We start from the raw sequence: 19,079 nt of genomic DNA on the forward strand, positions 1-19,079 counted from the left end.
TGGCCAAGCTACGCTTTATCGCGCATTGCCTAAAGGGATTTAGGTACTTGGAATTTGTCGGGAACAAAATTCCGCCATGCGCAGCTATTACTCATCATTAATTCAATTTCGGGTGTGATCACGGGGAAATATCTCAGCGTCAGCCTTCAAATTGTAGGCGGGAGTTTACCTCGCGCTTTGTTTTTAGATCCGAGTTTAATTCGCGTAGTGCTTTGCATAACTCCTTAAAAACTCTGTTTTCTAAATGGGGTTTTCAACCATTGTCTATAGTCTTTATCCAATTGCGGAAAATGCTGATACAGCATATTTTTTAACTCTGCTGCAGTGAGTTTACTGCATGGCGATTTTTGCTCGGCTAGCATGATGCTTTTTAAAAACTGTTTGCCTTTATTAGAATCCATCATAAAATATATAGCAGCCCAACTGCTCGCATAAAGTTTAGTGTCATCGCCTGTTTGCCACGTGTCATCTAAACCTATCAACCAATTAATAGTAAAAACACTTTGCGCTACGCGCTTATTATTTACCCAGCCAGGATGTGGCTCAACACTAACTAGTTGCATGCTGTTTTTGGTATATTCAAAATACTCAGCTAACCCCTCATTGAGCCAGCGAGGAGTAGAGCCTAATATTGCTTTGTTAACCGCATGCACCGCTTCGTGTACCGCTGTGCGCATAGCACTTTGCTCATTTCTATAATTTATTAAAGCTGAGTTGGTAGAATGAAAATACATACCATCGGTGTTTGTTGGATCGGCCCCGCGCAGTTTAATTGCTTGCTCATAGCTTCTTCGTGTTGCAAATACAGTTAAATTTAACCTTACTTTTTTTAATGCATCAACACCTATAATTTGACCATACACCTTAAAAACAGTATTCAATTTTATACGTAACTCTTCAGTAAACGAGGGCGGTAAGTTAGCTGCATGTAGCGTTAATTCAAAGTAATCGAGCGGCTCAACAAAGTCTGTGTCGAGTGTTGCGGCCTCAAAGTCAGGCTTTTCATCACTAAAATGTGGCACGCCATTACTATCTGTCCAAGTGTAAATATTGCCATTACGCTTATATTTAACCTTACCTAATGACACATCTACACAGCGCGTAGTGTCGGCTTGTGGTAAATGTTTTTGCATTGCAGTTTTAGCAGAAAGTGACGGAGCGGCAATCGTTTTAATAGCGGTTAGTTCAGACTCTTCAGCCATTTCGATTTTAGTTTTTATATCTTCGTAAATAGCCCTAACACTGCCAATAGGATCATGATAATTAAATACCCGTCCTGTCAAATGATTAGCAATAAGTGCCGATGCAATTAACAGCACAATAAATACAAATAGCACTCGCCATTGTGTGTTTAACATATTTATGGCCGCTTACTCCACTGCTCTTCAAATAATCGTTTTTGCTCACCGCGGTACTCACTGCACCATACAAAATCGGATGACTCCATTCCCTTAGCTCGGCAACGTTTAGGTAAAGTATAAAACTCAGACCAAGCTTTAAGCTTACCTGGGTCGTTATAGCTATCACTATAAAATTGCATATTCGGCATTTTTGTGTGTAATAACGCGTTATTACTAGTGCTATAAACGGAAGATCGTTGATATGTTCGATTGGTTTGTTTGGGGTTATCACAATGCTTTGCAAGTTCTTCAAATAAAGATTTGAATCGTGCTTTTAATCGCTCACCTTCTTTCACTCTATAGCCTTGACGCAACCGTGAACGTATTGTTTCACGTTCTTTTTCAATACTATAGCAATGCCCTTGCGAGTAAGGTTCGTATGCTTGCGGGAAAGAAGTAAATAGACCAAGTAGTATCAATAAAATCCATTTAATCATTATTTATCCTTAAATTGAGTGCTTTCTTCCTTTATGCTCCTAGAGTGAATATAAGGGATTGGATATAAAATAGAAACAGATAGTTTAGGGGAATTGGTAAGTCGTGCTTTAGCGCAATAGTAAAAGTAATTTTGTAGGCATTAAGCTTGCTGACGTAAAAAGCGCAGCTTTTAAATTGTAGGCGGGAGTTTACCTCGCACTTGGGCTTTTAAATTGCAAATTTGAGTTATATGTCGCGTTGGTGCGGCAACCAAAGAAAGGCAAACGCCGGCCTCTCTTTGGAATCTCACAGCGCCCCGAGGATCACACTATCTCCTCAATTGTAATTAATGATATGAACGTAACCAGCGTAGGTAGGCACAACTTTCACATCCATGTACGCTCCCCAGTTCGGGTATCCTTCCCCTCTCGTTCAAAACTACGTTTTTCACCCTTGGCCAAGCTACGCTTTATCGCGCATTGCCTAAAGGGATTTAGGTACTTGGAATTTGTCGGGAACAAAATTCCGCCATGCGCAGCTATTACTCATCATTAATTCAATTTCGGGTGTGATCACGGGGTGTTGTCTTGGCAGCGGTCTTTAATTCAATAATGAGTTAATGCTTGTTTACATTGCATTTTTTAGTAAACTGAATGTTCGCAAACAGGGAGTGGTTTTAATGCAGCAAATTGGTATTTACGAGCAGTTAATTACGCAAGTAATTGAACAAAATTTAAATCGTGATACGATTTTTTAATTGCAAATTATTTATACATATCGCGTTGGCGACGGCACCCAAAGAAAGGCAAACGCTGGTCTCTCTTTGGAATCTCACAGCGCCCCGAGGATCACACTGTTTCTTCAATTGTAATTAATGATATGAACGTAATCAGCGTAGATAGGCCATCCATGGCCAAGCTACGCTTTATCGCGCATCCATGCGCAGCTATTACTCATCATTAATTCAATTTCTGGTGTGATCACGGGGTGTTGTCTTAGCACCAGCCTTTAGTTCAACAATGAGTTAATGCTTGTTTACATTGCACTTTTTAGTACACTAACTACTGGCAAACAGGGAGTAGTTTTAATGCAGCAAATTGGTATTTACGAGCAGTTAATTACGCAAGTAATTGAACAAAATTTAAATCGTGAACAGTTTTATGTTGGTGAGCGCCAACTTGAATCCGCAGAGGCCGCAACATGGCTTTCACGCTTTTTAGGTAAACTTGTTGCTCATGCAATTAATGCTATTCCTAATTCAAACGAGCGGTTACAAGAGCAGATTAGCCTTGCTAACAACCTTGTTCTTTGGCTTAAAGATCATATAAAAGATGATGAGCTTATTAACGAAAACCTTATTGATAGCCAAGGCCGAATACTTACTGCACTGTTTAATACCCAAAACCCTATTGCTGCAAATCTTAAAGAATACTCTCACGATATATTCCCGCTAACGGGCCTTACGCAAAGCGAATTATTTAGCGGTGCTAATGCAGGTATATCGCTCGAAACCGAGCTAAAGCGCGAGATAAAATCGTCCGACACTATTTATTGGTTGGTCTCATTTATAAAATGGACAGGGCTGCGCATATTTAAAAATGAGCTGGAAGCGTTTACCAAAAGCGGCAACAAACTCAAAGTAATTACCACCTCATACATGGGTGCAACGGATGCTAAAGCGGTTGAATTTTTAGCGAGCTTACCAAATACCGAGGTAAAACTAAGCTACAACAACCAGCAAGAGCGCTTACACGCTAAATCTTACTTATTTATGCGTAATACAGGTTTTCATACAGGTTATATTGGCTCGTCTAACTTATCGCATTCGGCGCTTACCAGCGGCCTTGAGTGGAACTTAAAAATTACCGCGCAAGAAATCCCGCACATAATAGCTAAAACCAAAAGTACATTTGAAACCTACTGGGAATCAAAGGATTTTGAGCTGTTTACCGGTGCAGTAGAATGTAAAGAAAAACTAATAAACTCGCTTAACGAGCAACGTGGTGTTGGGCAATCAAGCAGCCAGTTTTATTTTGATATAACACCAAAAACGCATCAACTCACTATTTTAGAAAAGCTAAGCGTTGAGCGCAGCGTACATAAGCGTTTTAAAAACTTAGTGGTTGCCGCAACAGGCACTGGTAAAACCATAATATCGGCGTTCGACTTTAAAACCGTTTACGATAAAAACCCAAATGCTCACTTTTTGTTTGTAGCCCACCGTGAAGAAATACTAAAACAAGCACAAAGCGCTTACCGTGGTGTGCTTAAAAATAACGACTTTGGCGAGCTATGGGTTGGTAACTACAAACCACAACGTTATAACCAACTATTTGCGTCAATCCAAACGTTAAACAGCCAAATTGAATCGCTCAATTTAACTCACGATTACTACGACTACATAGTAATCGACGAAGTACATCACGTAAGCGCTGCAAGTTATCGCGCTATATTAAACCACTTTACGCCTAAAATATTACTTGGCTTAACAGCTACGCCAGAGCGACAAGACGGCGCAAATATACTCGATGATTTTTGTGGAGTAATAGCCGCCGAAATACGCTTGCCAGAGGCAATAAACCAACGCCACTTATGCCCATTTCAATACTTTGGATTGGATGACGACACAGACCTAAGCCAAATAACGTGGCGTGGTGGCCGTTACGATATAAGCGAGCTAAGTAACCTTTATACAGGCGAAAACAACCGCGCTAATAAAATTATATCCAGCCTTGCTGATATAGTGACGAATGTTCACGCTATTAAAGCACTCGCGTTTTGCGTAAGCCAAAAACACGCAGAATTTATGGCGTCTAAGTTTAACTTAGCAGGCATAAGCGCCGATGTGCTGACCAGCAAAAACACCAACGAGCGCGCGGCCAAACAACAAGCACTTCGCCAAGGTGAAATACAAATACTCTGTGTAGTTGATATTTTTAACGAAGGTGTCGATATTCCAGAAGTCGATACTTTACTGTTTTTACGCCCAACTGAAAGCCTAACGCTGTTTTTACAGCAATTAGGTCGTGGTTTGCGTTTACCCGACAACAGTCAAAAGCAATGCTGCACCGTGCTCGATTTTGTAGGCAACGCCCGCCCAGAATACGACTTTGCAAGTAAATTCCGCGCACTCATTGGTAAAAGTAACCAGCCAATAAAAACCGAGATTGAAAATAACTTCCCGCATCTACCGCTGGGTTGCCGTATAGAGTTACAAAAGCGCACACAACAAACAATATTAAAAAATATTCAGCAAGCTATAAACTCTAAACGCCGTTTACAACAGCTTATAAATAGCTATTCGCAACACACCAATGACGCGCTTACGCTAAGTGATTTTTTACGCATAAACCCGCAAGTCTCACTTGAAGATATATACAAACCAAAAGATAAAAAACTCGGCGGTTGGCACTGGCTTAAAGGCGATGAAATTCCAGCAGAACAAGCCGATATATACGCCGCGTATTACCGCGCTATAAACACTCAGTTACTCGGGTGCGACTCACTCAGTTACTTATGCTTTTTACGTGATTTATGTAATAACGACTTTAGCTTTACGCCAACGCCGCAAAACCAACAGTACGCACTTATGGCACATTACAATTTTTGGGATAACACTGGCACAAGTTTAGGCTTTAAAACCCTTGAACAAAGCTTACAAGCACTTAAACACAAAGAACTACAGCAGGAGCTTGAACAAGTAATCACACTTTTAATAAATCGCATTCACCAGCAAGAAAGTGATTTAGCGTGTTTACCTAATCACGCAATAAAATTACACAGCCGCTATACGCGACAGCAAATACTCGCAGCTTTTGGGGCGCACTCGTTTGATAAAAAATCGACCGCCCGCGAAGGTGTTTTAGAATTTAAAAACCAAAACCTCGAGCTGTTATTTGTAACACTTAATAAGTGCGAAAAAACCTACTCGCCCACCACGCTGTATCACGATTACGCAATCAGCCCTACCCTGTTCCACTGGCAAACACAAAACAGCGCCCGCCCAGAACACGGCCGCGGCCTAAGCTATATACAACACCAAAAAACAGGCAAAACTATCCTGTTATTTGTGCGAGAACAAGGCAAAGACGAAAACGGCCGAACCATGGGATTTGTAAACTACGGCGAGGTTAAATACCAAAGCCACAACGGCAGCCAACCGATGAATATAACGTGGGAATTAACCAACCCCATGCCAAGTGAAATGTGGCATGGGGCAGGGAAATTGGCGGTTGGGTGATTAAAAATTAGAAAAGTCGTCTATGAATTACCTCCAATCTATCAACAAACACACCTTCCCCGTGATCACACCTGAAACTGAGTTAATGATGAGTAATTTACAGCATGGATGCTGTAAAAAGCGTAGCTTGGCCATGGATGGCCTACCTACGCTGGTTACGTTCACATCATTAACGTAAGTTGAAGATAAAGTGTGATCCTCGGGTGCGCCGTGGGATTCCAAAGGGCGGTCGGCGGCAGCCGCCCTTTGGTTGCCATCGCCAACGCGATAAAACCTCGAATAGAGGTTTTTAAACCCTTTAAATCTTCATGCAAAAAAACAATTTATGAGCGCGATATAAAATAGCACCAACATATTAATTACACCGAAATTCAAAAGCTTCGCTTTTCGCGTCAGCAAGCTCTTCGCCTACAAGTTAAAGCGCGATATAAAATCGCACCTACAACTATTCCACAACTACCTGTTTAAACCTTGCGAATGTTCGCATGCTTTCATCTGCAATCATTACCTCGTAATCTGGGTTTTGAGCAATTAGCTCATATTGCCCATTAGGTAATTTATTAACTTTGCGCAGTAAATACTGCCCCGCTCCGCCTATATCATCTCGTTCAATCGCCACTATTTGGCCGCGTAGCGATCCCGCTTTATCGGGTGTTATAAGCTCAAGTAACAGTAAATCGCCATCATTAATTGGGTGTTTACCGCCATTCATTGAGTTACCCGATGCGTGCGCTAAAAAGTGTACTTGTGGGTCGAGCTTACCTGCGCCAAGTGGTGCATCTATATATTCCATATCGCTTTTATCCCCTGTTTTAAAATGCCCACAAGCAATTTTAATATTGGGGAAATACGGCAATTTGATTACTTCATTTACAGTTTTTAATTGGCTTGTAAATAGTTCCTCATCATTACTGCTTTCTGTAGGAACAATATTTACGACTGTGTTATCAACTTGCTCTTCAAATGAAAGCAATGCTTTGAAGTGGAGGTTTTGAAGCTTAAAACCTATTTTTTGGTAATAATCTTTACCGTCCTGGATATATTGCTGCCTGATTTCGGCAAGTGCGTTCTCATCTAGCTTTTCCCACAGTACTGAGTCAAACGAAATAATGTTGAGGTCTTTTGCGTGATAAATAAAACGTTTACGCTCGAACTTTTCAAACGGGTTCGCTAATAAACTACGAGTTAAATAAGCAATATCGTTTAAGCGTTCTTTATCATTAAGTGGGTTTTTGTCTTTTTCTGCTTGTCCGAACTCTTGTTGTAACTGCTTGTAAAAACTTTGATATCGCAACACAAGTTTTGAAACTTGAGCTTCGCCTTGTGCATTACATTCACTTATAAAGGCAAGTAAAAAAGTAATTTTATATGAGAATGAATAATCTCGGCTTTGTAAAAATTCAAAGAAATCATCTCGTCTTGAATCTTCAGTACGTTCTTTAATATTTTTGTCTATTTTTATTTGTTTTAACTGTGATTCACTAAAGTAGTTTAAAGTATGTTTACCAAATGGGTGCGTTTTTTCTGGGGTAATATCTCCTTTTTTAACCCAACTTTTTACCGTGCCTGTTGAAATAAATAACTCACGAGCAAGCTGCTCTTCATTTAGCAAACCTCCAAACTCATGTTCAAAAGTGAATATGTTTATTTTTTCAATACGGCGTTCACCTTCATATAAACGATCTAACTCAATCGCTTCGCTTTCGGGTGTTGGAGCCTCTGTTTTTATTATATTTTCAAATGGCTTGTAAGTAGAAAAGTTAAATAAGCCATGTACTGACATTGGTTGCAAAGCTGCGCCATAGCTATCTACTACATCGACAACAATAAGCGCTTCTTTGTCTTTGTAATTACGCGTACCACGCCCTAATTGCTGGGTGTAAAGTACTTTAGACATTGTGGGTCTTGCCATAACTAAAATTTCAGTTTGTGGCGCATCCCACCCTTCGTTAAGTAGATCGCAAGCACATAAAAAGCGTATATCCCCTTTTTGATATTCATCAAGCCCTTTGCGATCAGAGCCATGTACTGCTTGTGCGCTAATTCCATGTTTATTAAACAATTGCGCCATTCGTTGGGCGTGCTTTATGTCGGTGCAAAACACAACACCTTGCTTTAGTGGCTGACCCTCAATTAAAGGTTCTGCAAAGTATTTATTGATTAAATCTACAATTAATTGATCGCGCGAAGGCACTAGTACGGTTTTATTTAAATCAGCCTTTACATAGTCTTTGCCGTTAAAACGTACTTGCGATAGGTCAATGTTAGATTGAAGCCGGTAAGCTCTTATTTGCGGAGCAAGTCCTTTTTGGATTGCTTGCTCTAAAGTTAAGTCGACTTTGTAGCGACCAAATATATCTTGCAGCTTTTGGGCATCGGGTCTTTCGTTTGTTGCAGTAAGCCCTAATAGTGTTTTGGGTTTAAAGTATTCAATTACTTTTCTTAACCCTGTTGCTACTGCATGATGAGCTTCATCAATCAGAATATAATCAAAAGATTGTGATTGCATGGTACTGTAATGGCGCATCATGTAAGCACTCGTTTGCACTACAACATCAAGTGTTGGATCTGTTAATAACTCACCCACTATTAATTGGGGATGTCTTAAACCTAATCGCTCTTTTAATTGTTTTTTTAAAGCTGTACTAGGTACTACTGCTAAAGCTTTTTTACATATACCAGCATCAATTTGATTTTTTAAATCTTCTATAAATACTTCTGTTTTGCCTGTACCAGTAGGTAAAACAACTAAAAAAGTACTTTTACCTTTCTCGCGCTGATTTGAAATACTATTCACAGCTTGATCTTGATGATCTAAAAGCTGAAATGATAAATCACGCTCTGCTAAGTATTTAGGTGCAGCGCTAAAGCTTTTAGGATCACCGAAATAATCACGCATTTGATCACTAAATTTATAGTCATCGCTCATACCTCTGCTTGACCACCTAAAAACTAAATAGCCATCGTAAACTAATGAGTTTTGCTTAAATAATTGCGAACGATAGCTTCTTAAACCAATTATAAGCGGGTGATGATAACGCTCTCCATTAAGTTCAATAGCTATATTACTTTGGCTTTTAGCACCATTATTTCTTGTTAAGACAAAATCTATATAGCGGACATGCCCTGCACTATCAATGTATTTACTTTCAGCTTCAAGTGCGTGTAAATATTGAGCGCCGAACACGTCTTCAAATAAGCAGGTAAAATTATACTCAGGTGGGGTTGGATCAGTGTGGGTTTCGGTACGATCGGCTCCAAATTTTTTTATTTTATCTAATTGTTGTTCTTCTGAACCAAGAAAAATATCAAGATCGGCTTGAAATTGCGTTTGTGTCTCAATTGATAAAGAGGTATCTAAATCATAAATAAAACGATACAAGCCTTGATACTTATGCATCAACTGGTTTTGGTGACTGGTGTATTCAACGTATTGATAGTCAGATAACTTTAATTGAAAAAGAGTTGTATCAATAAATACAGCTGGACTATTGTTTTTTATATACAGTCTGCCAACGGTATTTTGTTCTAGTAGCTTATAGCCATATCCCAGCAGCGCTTGGTCACAGTATTCAAACTGGTTTGTAATACTCATATTCATTATAGCTATTCGCCTTTACTGGTTAGACGTTGCATTAGCGCATTGAGCCACACTTCACTTTCGCGCCCAGGCCGTTGATCGACTGTTTGCCATTGTTTTATTATTTTAAGTTGAGTGTGCTGATCAATTAATGCTGTTAAACCATTTTCAGTTAAATCGGTAAATACACGACCATTATGCACACGCTCTGTATCGCCATATTTAAACGATACATACAAAACACCATTCGGTTTTAATGCATTTTGTAGGTTTAAAAACACCTGCGGAAGTTCAGCTTTTGGCACGTGTAATAAGCTAGCGCAGCACCAAATAGCATCGTATTTATTAACGCAATCTAGCTGTTGGAAGGTTTTAACGTCGACGGGTTGCTGTAAGTAACTGCTTGCTAATGCGGCAAGCTCTGCGCTTGCATCAAACGCACTAACAGTAAAACCCTGTTGTTTAAAATAAGCAGCATCGCGGGCGCTGCCACAGCCTGCATCTAAAATATGGCCGTGTTCGGTAACGTGTGGTAAAAATTCAGCATACAGCGCTGACATATCAACATTTAGGGTTGAGTCACTAAAGCTTTGTGCGTTTTGATTGTAGTAACTAAGTGTGGAGTTTGACACGAGACACACCGCTCCTTGGTTTATCTGTTAATAACTAACGTATTATTAAGTTAGTATTCATTTAAAACAATTTACCTGATTGGTAAAAATAAATATAGGCTTATTAGTTATATAACCAATAAAAACTACGCCGTTATCATTAATACGTGCCTGCTTTTACAATTATGTAAATTTAGCCTTAACTTTTAAACAATTAAGTACAAGCTTCTGTTATTACTAAATTTAAAAACCCACACAACACGTTTAAATTAATCCGGATGTATAATCGTGCCTACACATTAAAAGCTGCGCTTTTCGCGTCAGCAAGCTCAACGCCTACGAGCGAACATTTAACCTTCAATTTAAACAAGCGCGAGGTAAACTCCCGCCAACATTCATAACACCAATATACCAACACACTCCAATTCCCCGTGATCACACCCGAAAGTAAAAAATTGCTGAGTAATGAGTGGCATGGATGCCACAAAAAGCGATGCTTTTACAGGGAAGTATTTCATCGCGTTTACGTTCATAGCAGTTTTTAACTTGAGGTGACAGTGTGATCCTCGGGTGCGCCGGTGGATTCCAAAGGGCGGTCGGCGGCAGCCGCTCTTTGGTTGCCATCGCCAACGCGATATAACCTCGAATGAGGTTTTTAAATGCCAAAACCCACACAACACGTTTAAATTAATCCGGATGTATAATCGTGCCTACACATTAAAAGCTGCGCTTTTCGCTTTTTGCGTCAGCAAGCTCAACGCCTTGTAAGCACAAGCGACATTGATATTGCACGTTTAACAAGCGTAATTTCTACTATTGAATAAAAACTTAAAAAGCGGTTATGCACTTCAAATTGAATCTGCGTTATGCTTAGCGCGATATAAATCACGCTAAACGTTTTTTACCTACTTTTTTCTTAACCAAAAAAGACTCGCCGGAACCGAAATCCATGCCTGCTTACCTAATGAATCAAGGTAAACACCTACCTCTTCTTTGCTGCCTGGGCTGTAATATGGCGGCTGTTCTTTAAGTTTTTCTTGCCCGGTGAGTATTTTTACAAAATGTTTACTCTGTTGTTTAAGCATTTCTTTGTAATCGTTAGCTGGTTTTGAATCGCCATGCTTTACAAAAGCACTTAGCGCTAGGCTTGCTGTTGTGTGTAGTTCTTGAAAATCAAAGTCGGCCAATAGAGCGTCTAACTTCCCCCACTCTTTGTTTATGATTAGGCAGTTCATTAATAAAAAGCGGTTTGCTTGATTATCGTTTGGGTTTAGCTTTAATAGATCTTCGAGTTCTGATTGTGCTTTTTGGGTATAACCATGCAGCGCGTGTATTTTTGCACGATGCGCACGCAGCATCATATAAGGGCGGGTTTCGTGCAAGCCCCAAAAGTGCCCGGCGTTGTCTTTAATATATTGCTTTGTTATGAGCCCTTCCATAACCTCTAAAAGCATCTGTATTGGCTCAAGTGCTGTTAGTTCTGTATCGGCGAGTACCAGTTCAAGTAGTTCATCAAGCTGATCGAATTCATCTGGTTCTTCATCTAAAAAGCTGTTGTTAAATTCAGCCTCATCTTCATCGCTTAAAGTAAGGTCGTTATTAAATCTAAGCTCAAAAATAGCATCAGCCATAAAATAAACATAGTTACGTTTATATTCTTGGGCGTTATATTGGGCAAACTCCCCAAATTCTTTTGCTGCTGCTGTTTCATTAGAAAAAGCTTTTAAAACCCGATTTATATTATCAAAAGCATATTTTTGCTCTTTATCTAGGGTGCGTTTATTTATATGTTTAAGTGCCTGTAAAACCCCTTTACAGTAGTTTGGTAAGGGCATATTTGACTTAAGTGATTCACGGTAGTCTTGCTTAGACAAGCTGCACTTCGCTGGCATTTTTAAGTCATTTTGAATTACTTTGTCCATACTCTGGTTGTAAAGTGTCATTAAGCTTTCTAAGTATTTGAGCTCTGTTTCATTTTGAACATTTATTTCCCCAAATAGATCTGGTTGCCACTCTGTAGGAGTAAGTATTTGTGGTAATACACCTAACCCGATTAAATAACCTTGAATAAAGTAGTAATCCGGTTTTTTAGCACTTAGTTTACTGAGTTTTATAACGTCATTTCGTATTTTAGCTGGCGACATAACCTGTTCCGTCAATGATGTATTTAATTTTAGTCTACCTATTCATTGAGTTGGCAACAATATTATTTGTTGAGTTATTGAATTCCTAAAACAAAAGCGCGAGGTAAACTCCATCCTACTCTTGTACATTAACCTTGGTTAATTTTTCCCTAAAACTTAAAGCGTGACACCTAAAACCCGCTCTTGCCCTACTAGCTATTTTTTAAGTTTCTTTTACCTTTCATCTTTGGCTTTGGATCTGTATAATTCGCCAGCTAATTTACCCTATTGTCTGGTTCTTGTTTGTGGCGTTTTGCTGCGGCCTATCCCTGTCAGTACTTTTTCTAGGATTACATTTTTTTGATCTCCACCGCAAATATCACGATGCAGTTTGGCGCAGAGCCGTTGTTTGAAAACATTTCAGCTAAATTTGGTAACGGTAACCGTTACGGTTTAATTGGCGCTAACGGCTGCGGCAAGTCGACTTTCATGAAAATTTTAAGCGGGGCACTTGTGCCAAGTGCGGGTAATGTATCTATTACTCCAGGGTTAAAAGTAGGTAACCTAAGCCAAGACCAGTTTGCGTTTGAAGAGTTTAGTGTTGTTGACGCTGTAATTATGGGCGACGTGGAGCTTTGGAAAGTAAAGCAAGAGCGCGAACGTATTTACTCTTTGCCAGAAATGAGCGAAGACGATGGCATGAAAGTAGCTGAGCTAGAAAGCGTATTTGCAGAAATGGACGGTTACACGGCAGAAAGCCGCGCTGAAGAAATTTTGCTAGAAGCGGGTATCGATAAAGAATTTCATTATGGCTTAATGGCAAACGTAGCGCCAGGCTGGAAACTACGTGTGCTTTTAGCACAGGCGTTGTTTGCAAACCCTGATATTTTGCTACTCGATGAACCTACAAATAACTTGGATATTCATACAATTACCTGGCTTGCTAACGAGCTTAACAAGCGTAAATGTACCATGATTATTATTTCGCATGACCGTCACTTTTTAAACTCGGTATGTACACACATGGCCGACATTGATTACGGCGAGCTGCGTATTTACCCTGGTAACTACGAGAAGTTTTTAGAAGCTGCTGGCCTACAACGCGAGCAATTACTTGCTGAAAACGCGAAGAAGAGCGCTGAAATTGACGAACTACAAGACTTTGTTAACCGTTTTGGTGCTAACGCATCTAAAGCGAAACAAGCAAGTTCGCGTGCTAAAAAAATGGATAAAATTAAACTTGATGAAGTTAAATCGTCAAGCCGTATGAGCCCTTCGCTGAGCTTTGACGAAGGTAAAAAAATGTATCGCCAAGCGCTTGAAGTTAACAAAATTGGCCATGGCTTTGATGGCGAAATGTTGTTCTCTGGCGGCGACTTATTACTTGAAGCCGGCGCTAAGCTTGCAGTAATTGGCGAAAATGGTGTGGGTAAAACTACCTTTTTACGCTGTTTAGTAGACGAGCTTAAAAGCTTAGAGGGCGAAGTTAAGTGGTCTGAAAATGCTACTTTTGGTTATTGCCCGCAAGACAGCACTAAAGATTTTGATAACGACTTAACCTTGTTTGATTGGATGTCGCAGTGGCGCACCGCTAAGCACAACGATTTAATGGTACGTGGCATGTTAGGTCGTTTGTTGTTTACAGCAGACGATTCAAACAAAAAAGCGCGTAACTGTTCAGGTGGTGAAAAAAACCGTTTGTTATTTGGTAAGTTAATGATGCAAGACGTTAACGTACTCGTAATGGACGAGCCTACAAACCACATGGATATGGAAGCCATTGAAGCACTTAATAATGCGTTAAAAGACTTTCAAGGTACGCTTATTTTTGTAAGCCATGACCGTGAGTTTGTATCGTCATTAGCTACGCGTATTATCGATATTAAAGATAAGCAAGTAATCGACTTTCAAGGCTCGTTTGACGAATACCTAGCCAGTTGCGAAGAGAAAAAAATAGCGTAATAACAGGCTTTAAATACTTTATTTAAGTATTAAGTAAAAACGGTGCTAACTTTAGCGCCGTTTTTTTGTGCTTGTTATTTGCGTTTCGAGTTGCGAGCTTGGGCTTTGGCCTGTGAGCAATCGCTTTTAAGTAATTAACTCACAAAGAGGCTATGAGGCGCTGCGCTTTAGAGGGTGAAAAATAAATATAGCTTTACTCATTTACTCTCATTACCTACTCTTTGTGCAATTTTTGTAGGCGGGGCTTTATGCCGCGCATTATGCCGCGCATTTTAAATTAAAAAACCTATTCACAAAGAGACTATGAGGCGCTGCGCTTTTAGAGGGTGAAAGCGCTGTGGGTGGTGTGAAAAATAAATATACTCTCATTGCCTTCTCTTTGTCTTCTATTTGTGAAAATTGTGTTGCTGGGGCTGTATGCCGCGCATTTTAAATAATAAAAATGATCGCTTTTAAAATAAGCGACGTAATGTAGTGTGAAGGGTTTAAAGTTGGCTGTCGGGTAACCAAGGTCACTGTGTATATCCCCCTTCGCCATGTGACATAAAGGTGTATTTTGTGATGATTTATACACCTTATTTATTTTTGTAACTTAATTTAAAGTATTGAATTGAGTTAAGTAATTGTTCAGCTTAGTCGCGTTATTATGCAATCTAACTTATTGTTTTTCCCTTTGACATTATGTTGTTTTAAGTAGTTTTTGCCAGCTCACCTTGAGCTGGTTTTTTTTGCCTAATTTTTATCAATAGGGTCTAAAAATGTCTAATTGCTGCAAACTAACGTTAATTACCTAACCGGCGCTATAAAGTGTTTAACGAAACAGCAACCTCCTCTAGTACCCTGAATCTGTGCATGTTAAAGTTGCCTTAGCGATTTATTGATTTTATTTATTAGGCGTACTATGCGTTACTTTTTATTACTATTGTTTATTTGCGTAACTTTTAATTCTACAGCGATCATTGCTGCTGAAGATGACCCTTTTTCGGCTCCCACCGAGCAGCAACAAAACCAAGCTGTTGATGGGCTAGCTGCTCCTATGTATAAGCCGCTAATGGAGCGTTATATTCTTGATGAGCTTAGAGCTGTGCGTCAAGATCAGCAAAAACTACGTGAGGATGTAACAAAACAAGTTACTCATGCCCAGCTAGATACCGCCGACCGTGCAATTACCTACACTACTGATACCATTAATAATGTATTTTTTATTATTACGGCTACCGCATCAATTTTAGTATTAGTGGGTTGGAACTCACTGCGCGATGTTAAAAATAAAGTAGAAGACATAGTAAATACCCGAGTAAGCGTTATTACCGATGAGTATGAAGATCGCTTAAAAATTCTTGAAGAAAAACTGCGCGTTCGCTCTGAAGAAATACTCAGTAACCAAGAACGGATTTCGGTCACTAATGAAGTTCACTCACTGTGGATGCGGGCTAATTTAGAAAGTGATTTTGCTAACAAAATTGAAATTTTTGACGAAATTTTAAAACGTAAACCTGAAGACGTAGAAGCCATTGCTTATAAAGCCGATGCGCTGCTAGAAATTAACGATACAACACAAGCTATTGAGCTATGTAACCAAGCAATAGAGATAGACAGTGATTATGGCTATGCTTATTGGCAACGTGCGTGTGCTTATGCGTTAATTCATGAACATGCCGATGCGTTAGCCGATATAAAAATGGCGTTAGATTACTCACCTAACTTACGCAATGAACTACTGCACGAGAGTGCGTTTGCTAGCCTACACGACAACGAAAGCTTTAACGAAATTTTGAGTGCGACTAGCGTTTAAAGTACAGATCTATTGCTTTACTGAGCAGCTCGTCGAGCTGCTCTTCAAACTCTACTATATTTATTTGAAAGTGATCAAAATACAGCTTGGCCTGAACTTGCGATAAGTTGCGGCTATTTACGCTGTATTGACGTTCACTTTTTTGCTTGTCGTAACGAGGGGTAAATAAAAATTGCGCATAATATGGTGATTTAATATGCTTATTAGCATAGCGACAAAAATCTTCTATGTGGCTTAGCCCTTGTGGGCCTAAACAGCCTGGCTCTACCCGATACTCTAGGCGAATTTTTTTCTCGTCGTTTAACTGCATTTTGATACTTACTTACCTAGTTATGAGTTATCGAAAAAATAACACACGAATTATTTTACCATCTTTAACTTGATAGCTTGAAATAAGCTCTGAGCGTTTATCTATTACGTTTTCATCTACTGAGCAGGTTTCTGATAATTCATGATCAATTACTATGTCGCCATGTACTATGCGTTTGATTGGTGATGAATGAATGCATTTTAGCTTTTTAAACATTAAGCCATAACGGGCTATTAGTTTTTCCTTACCTTTAAATAGCAGCTCGTTAGGGAAAATATAAAATTCAACGTCTTCGGCATAAACCCGAATAAACTCTTCAATATTACGGGCGTTATAGGCTTTAACTAATTGTTCAACCACAGCTAATGATTCGCGCGATTGTTTGGCTTTTGTTTGCTGCCTTTGCGTTAAGGCTTCTTTTGCTTGCGTTACCACTTGCTCAGCTTTGGCAATAGCGGCCGCTTTTTCCTCTTTATTTTTAATCTTTTCAACTGGCTTAGGGGTTTCGGTGCCAAGTACTTTTGAGTCGTCTACTTTGTTAGGATCAACAACTGGTTTTGTTAATACTGCCTCTTTATGCTCAAGGGTATTGAGTCTATCTGTAGCTTGTTGTTTTGACTCGTCGGCAGCTTGCTGCTCTTTTTCAATTGCAGGTTTAGCTTGCTCTGTACTGCTTTGCGCCGTTGTGTTGGTTTCTTGCTCTGTTGCGTAAACAAGTGCCGCGGCACCAATAAATATAAAAGCAAAAACGATAGGTAAAGATTTCATAGTTTTCCTAAAATGAGCACGAAATACTGTTAGGGCGCAACATAGCAAATTTTGCGGTTTTGGGGTAGTGATTATCTGTTTAGTACTAGGGCATGTTTGGTATTTAGCATGGTTATTACCCATTTAAAGGAATATCCACACTAAATAGGTACTTATTTACCTAAAAACCAAACACCCGGCTACACGTTTAAACAGGTAAAATAAACACACCTAACTACCAATATTGCTCAACCGTTATGTGGCCGGGGGTTCTGCGCCGATTGCGTTGGTAATTTTGGTTTATGAGTAACTCTGTGGTGTCTTTCACCATTTGCGGATTACCACAAATCATAAACTGTGCGTTTTCGGGCGTTGCATTTAGCCCAACGTGCGAAAATAATTGCTTATTCGCAATCATATCCGTTATTCGGCCATGTAACCCTACATCAGCTTGCTCACGACTCACTACAGGAATGTAATTTAACTGTTTGGGATGAGCTTCAAGTAACGTGTTTATAAGCTCCTGATAGCTTAAATCGTCATTTAAACGCACGCCATGCACTAGGTTTATATGTTGATACTTTTGCCATACTTCGCTCTGTTGTAGCATGGACAAAAACGGCCCCAAAGCGGTGCCTGTACTTAGCATCCATAACTGTTCGCTGGCGGGTATTTCGTCAAGGGTAAAAAAGCCTGTAGCACGGCGCTCTATTAATACATTATCGCCTGGTTGTAGCTTGGCTAAATACGATGAGAGTAAACCGTCAACTACGTTGATTAAATAAAACTCTAAATTGGGGTCATCAGGGGCATTAACGTAGGAGTAAGCCCGTGCAATACGCTTATCGCCATCCATTATAGATAACTTAGTAAACTGCCCCGCTTTAAATGGCTCAACGTCGGCATTTACCGTTATGCTAAATAACGAGTCTGTCCACCAAGTAATTTTTTTTACTGTTGCATCAACCCAATTAGACATAGTTAGCTCCTATATTATCAGCTATAAAGTATTAAGGTTACTGACTTTAAACATGCGTTTTTATAGCTTAAACCTTAACACTAAGTAACAAATACTTATAGCTAAAACACTGTGTAATTGCAGGTAAAACAATCAGGATCAACCAGTCAAAATAAAGAGAGTATATGTAGTTAATGTCTGTGTTTATTTTGCGTTAGATTGGCTTTTTTACTTTTAGATCTGATATTTTTTAAAATATAATATATTTAATGATTCGCACTGCGTGCGCGCGGCACCCGACTTTATCGGGGTTATCGGTGATGTAAATTAATCAGATCGTTTTTTTTACTTGAACGATCTTTCCCATGTGTCATGCTATTAAAATGCCAGACACTATTCTCATCACCGAACTACAAAATCAGCTTGCACTTATGCAGGCTAAGCTTGATGCTTTACAAGAAGATAAGGTTGAAATGCAATCGCGGATTGACCACTTGCTTGCTGAGCTTAAGTTAAGTAAATCCCAAAAATACGGTAAAAAAAGTGAAAAAGCCCCACGGGGCACCTTCAATGAAGCGGAGCAGCATAAAACGACTGAGCCGCCTAAACACCATAAGAAAGGCAAACACACGCTGGCTGAGCACTTTGAACGAGAAGAGGTTGAGCACACCTTAACCGAGTTAACGTGTCAGTGTTGCGGTGAGCAACTACATCAATGTGGTAGTGAAGACAGCGAACAAGTTAAAATTATTCCGGCGAAAGTCAGCGTCATTAAGCACAAACAATTTAAATATGCTTGCAGACATTGCGAGCATGAACAATTGACCAGTAAAATCATCACCGCGCCTAAACCTAAACAACCGATACCGGGGAGTATTGCCAGTCCCGAGGCATTAGCGGCGGTTGTGACAGGCAAATACTGCGATGCCTTACCGC

13 protein-coding genes are annotated in these 19,079 nt (G+C 39.7%); 5 read left to right on the forward strand and 8 right to left on the reverse strand.

What is annotated here, in order from left to right; all coding sequences use genetic code 11:
• Positions 1–224 precede the first annotated feature (224 nt).
• Both HC000_RS16210 and HC000_RS16215 read right to left on the reverse strand, forming a co-directional pair.
• Positions 225–1,358, reverse strand: a complete 1,134-nt coding sequence (locus HC000_RS16210) for a DUF1570 domain-containing protein (protein ID WP_089369051.1) — start codon at positions 1,356–1,358, stop codon at positions 225–227.
• A gap of 2 nt (positions 1,359–1,360) precedes the next feature.
• Complete coding sequence (locus HC000_RS16215; RefSeq protein WP_179808165.1) at positions 1,361–1,837, reverse strand: hypothetical protein; 477 nt, start codon at positions 1,835–1,837, stop codon at positions 1,361–1,363.
• A 1,067-nt stretch (positions 1,838–2,904) separates the two neighbouring features.
• Between HC000_RS16215 and HC000_RS16220 the strand changes: the two genes are divergently transcribed.
• Entirely contained in the window at positions 2,905–6,057 is a 3,153-nt protein-coding gene (locus tag HC000_RS16220; RefSeq protein WP_179808166.1) for a DEAD/DEAH box helicase, read from the forward strand.
• Between the two features lie 22 nt (positions 6,058–6,079).
• A complete protein-coding gene (locus HC000_RS16225; protein WP_165744258.1) occupies positions 6,080–6,235 on the forward strand; it encodes a hypothetical protein in 156 nt (51 codons plus the stop codon).
• A gap of 267 nt (positions 6,236–6,502) precedes the next feature.
• On the opposite strand, the gene HC000_RS16230 is transcribed toward HC000_RS16225, so the two are convergent.
• From HC000_RS16230 to HC000_RS16240, 3 genes are all read right to left on the reverse strand, one after another.
• Positions 6,503–9,658 (reverse strand): DEAD/DEAH box helicase family protein, encoded by a 3,156-nt coding sequence (locus tag HC000_RS16230; RefSeq protein ID WP_179808169.1) that lies wholly within the window; start codon positions 9,656–9,658, stop codon positions 6,503–6,505.
• 5 nt (positions 9,659–9,663) lie between these two features.
• Positions 9,664–10,269, reverse strand: a complete 606-nt coding sequence (locus tag HC000_RS16235) for a class I SAM-dependent methyltransferase (protein ID WP_179808170.1) — start codon at positions 10,267–10,269, stop codon at positions 9,664–9,666.
• 884 nt (positions 10,270–11,153) lie between these two features.
• Positions 11,154–12,392, reverse strand: coding sequence for a UPF0149 family protein (locus tag HC000_RS16240; protein WP_179808172.1), 1,239 nt, complete (start codon positions 12,390–12,392; stop codon positions 11,154–11,156).
• A gap of 339 nt (positions 12,393–12,731) precedes the next feature.
• Here HC000_RS16240 and HC000_RS16245 point away from each other — a divergent pair, with 339 nt between their 5' ends.
• Positions 12,732–14,333 (forward strand): ABC-F family ATPase, encoded by a 1,602-nt coding sequence (locus tag HC000_RS16245; protein ID WP_086995465.1) that lies wholly within the window; start codon positions 12,732–12,734, stop codon positions 14,331–14,333.
• A gap of 901 nt (positions 14,334–15,234) precedes the next feature.
• Positions 15,235–16,128, forward strand: a complete 894-nt coding sequence (locus HC000_RS16250; RefSeq protein ID WP_089369041.1) for a tetratricopeptide repeat protein — start codon at positions 15,235–15,237, stop codon at positions 16,126–16,128.
• On the opposite strand, the gene HC000_RS16255 is transcribed toward HC000_RS16250, so the two are convergent.
• The 3 genes from HC000_RS16255 to HC000_RS16265 all read right to left on the reverse strand — a co-directional run bounded on the left by HC000_RS16255 (position 16,118) and on the right by HC000_RS16265 (position 18,164).
• Positions 16,118–16,438 (reverse strand): hypothetical protein, encoded by a 321-nt coding sequence (locus tag HC000_RS16255; protein ID WP_011329726.1) that lies wholly within the window; start codon positions 16,436–16,438, stop codon positions 16,118–16,120. The two genes, HC000_RS16250 and HC000_RS16255, sit on opposite strands and share 11 nt — an antisense overlap.
• A 27-nt stretch (positions 16,439–16,465) precedes the next feature.
• Entirely contained in the window at positions 16,466–17,206 is a 741-nt protein-coding gene (locus HC000_RS16260; RefSeq protein ID WP_089369040.1) for a nuclear transport factor 2 family protein, read from the reverse strand.
• 214 nt (positions 17,207–17,420) lie between these two features.
• Positions 17,421–18,164, reverse strand: a complete 744-nt coding sequence (locus HC000_RS16265; protein ID WP_086995474.1) for a ferredoxin--NADP reductase — start codon at positions 18,162–18,164, stop codon at positions 17,421–17,423.
• A gap of 344 nt (positions 18,165–18,508) precedes the next feature.
• Here HC000_RS16265 and HC000_RS16270 point away from each other — a divergent pair.
• On the forward strand, positions 18,509–19,079 hold a 571-nt coding region (locus tag HC000_RS16270; RefSeq protein ID WP_179808173.1), incomplete at its 3' end, for an IS66 family transposase zinc-finger binding domain-containing protein.

Origin of the sequence: Pseudoalteromonas sp. MIP2626, assembly GCF_013414205.1 — a bacterium.
In the GTDB taxonomy this organism is placed as follows: Bacteria; Pseudomonadota; Gammaproteobacteria; order Enterobacterales; family Alteromonadaceae; genus Pseudoalteromonas; species Pseudoalteromonas nigrifaciens.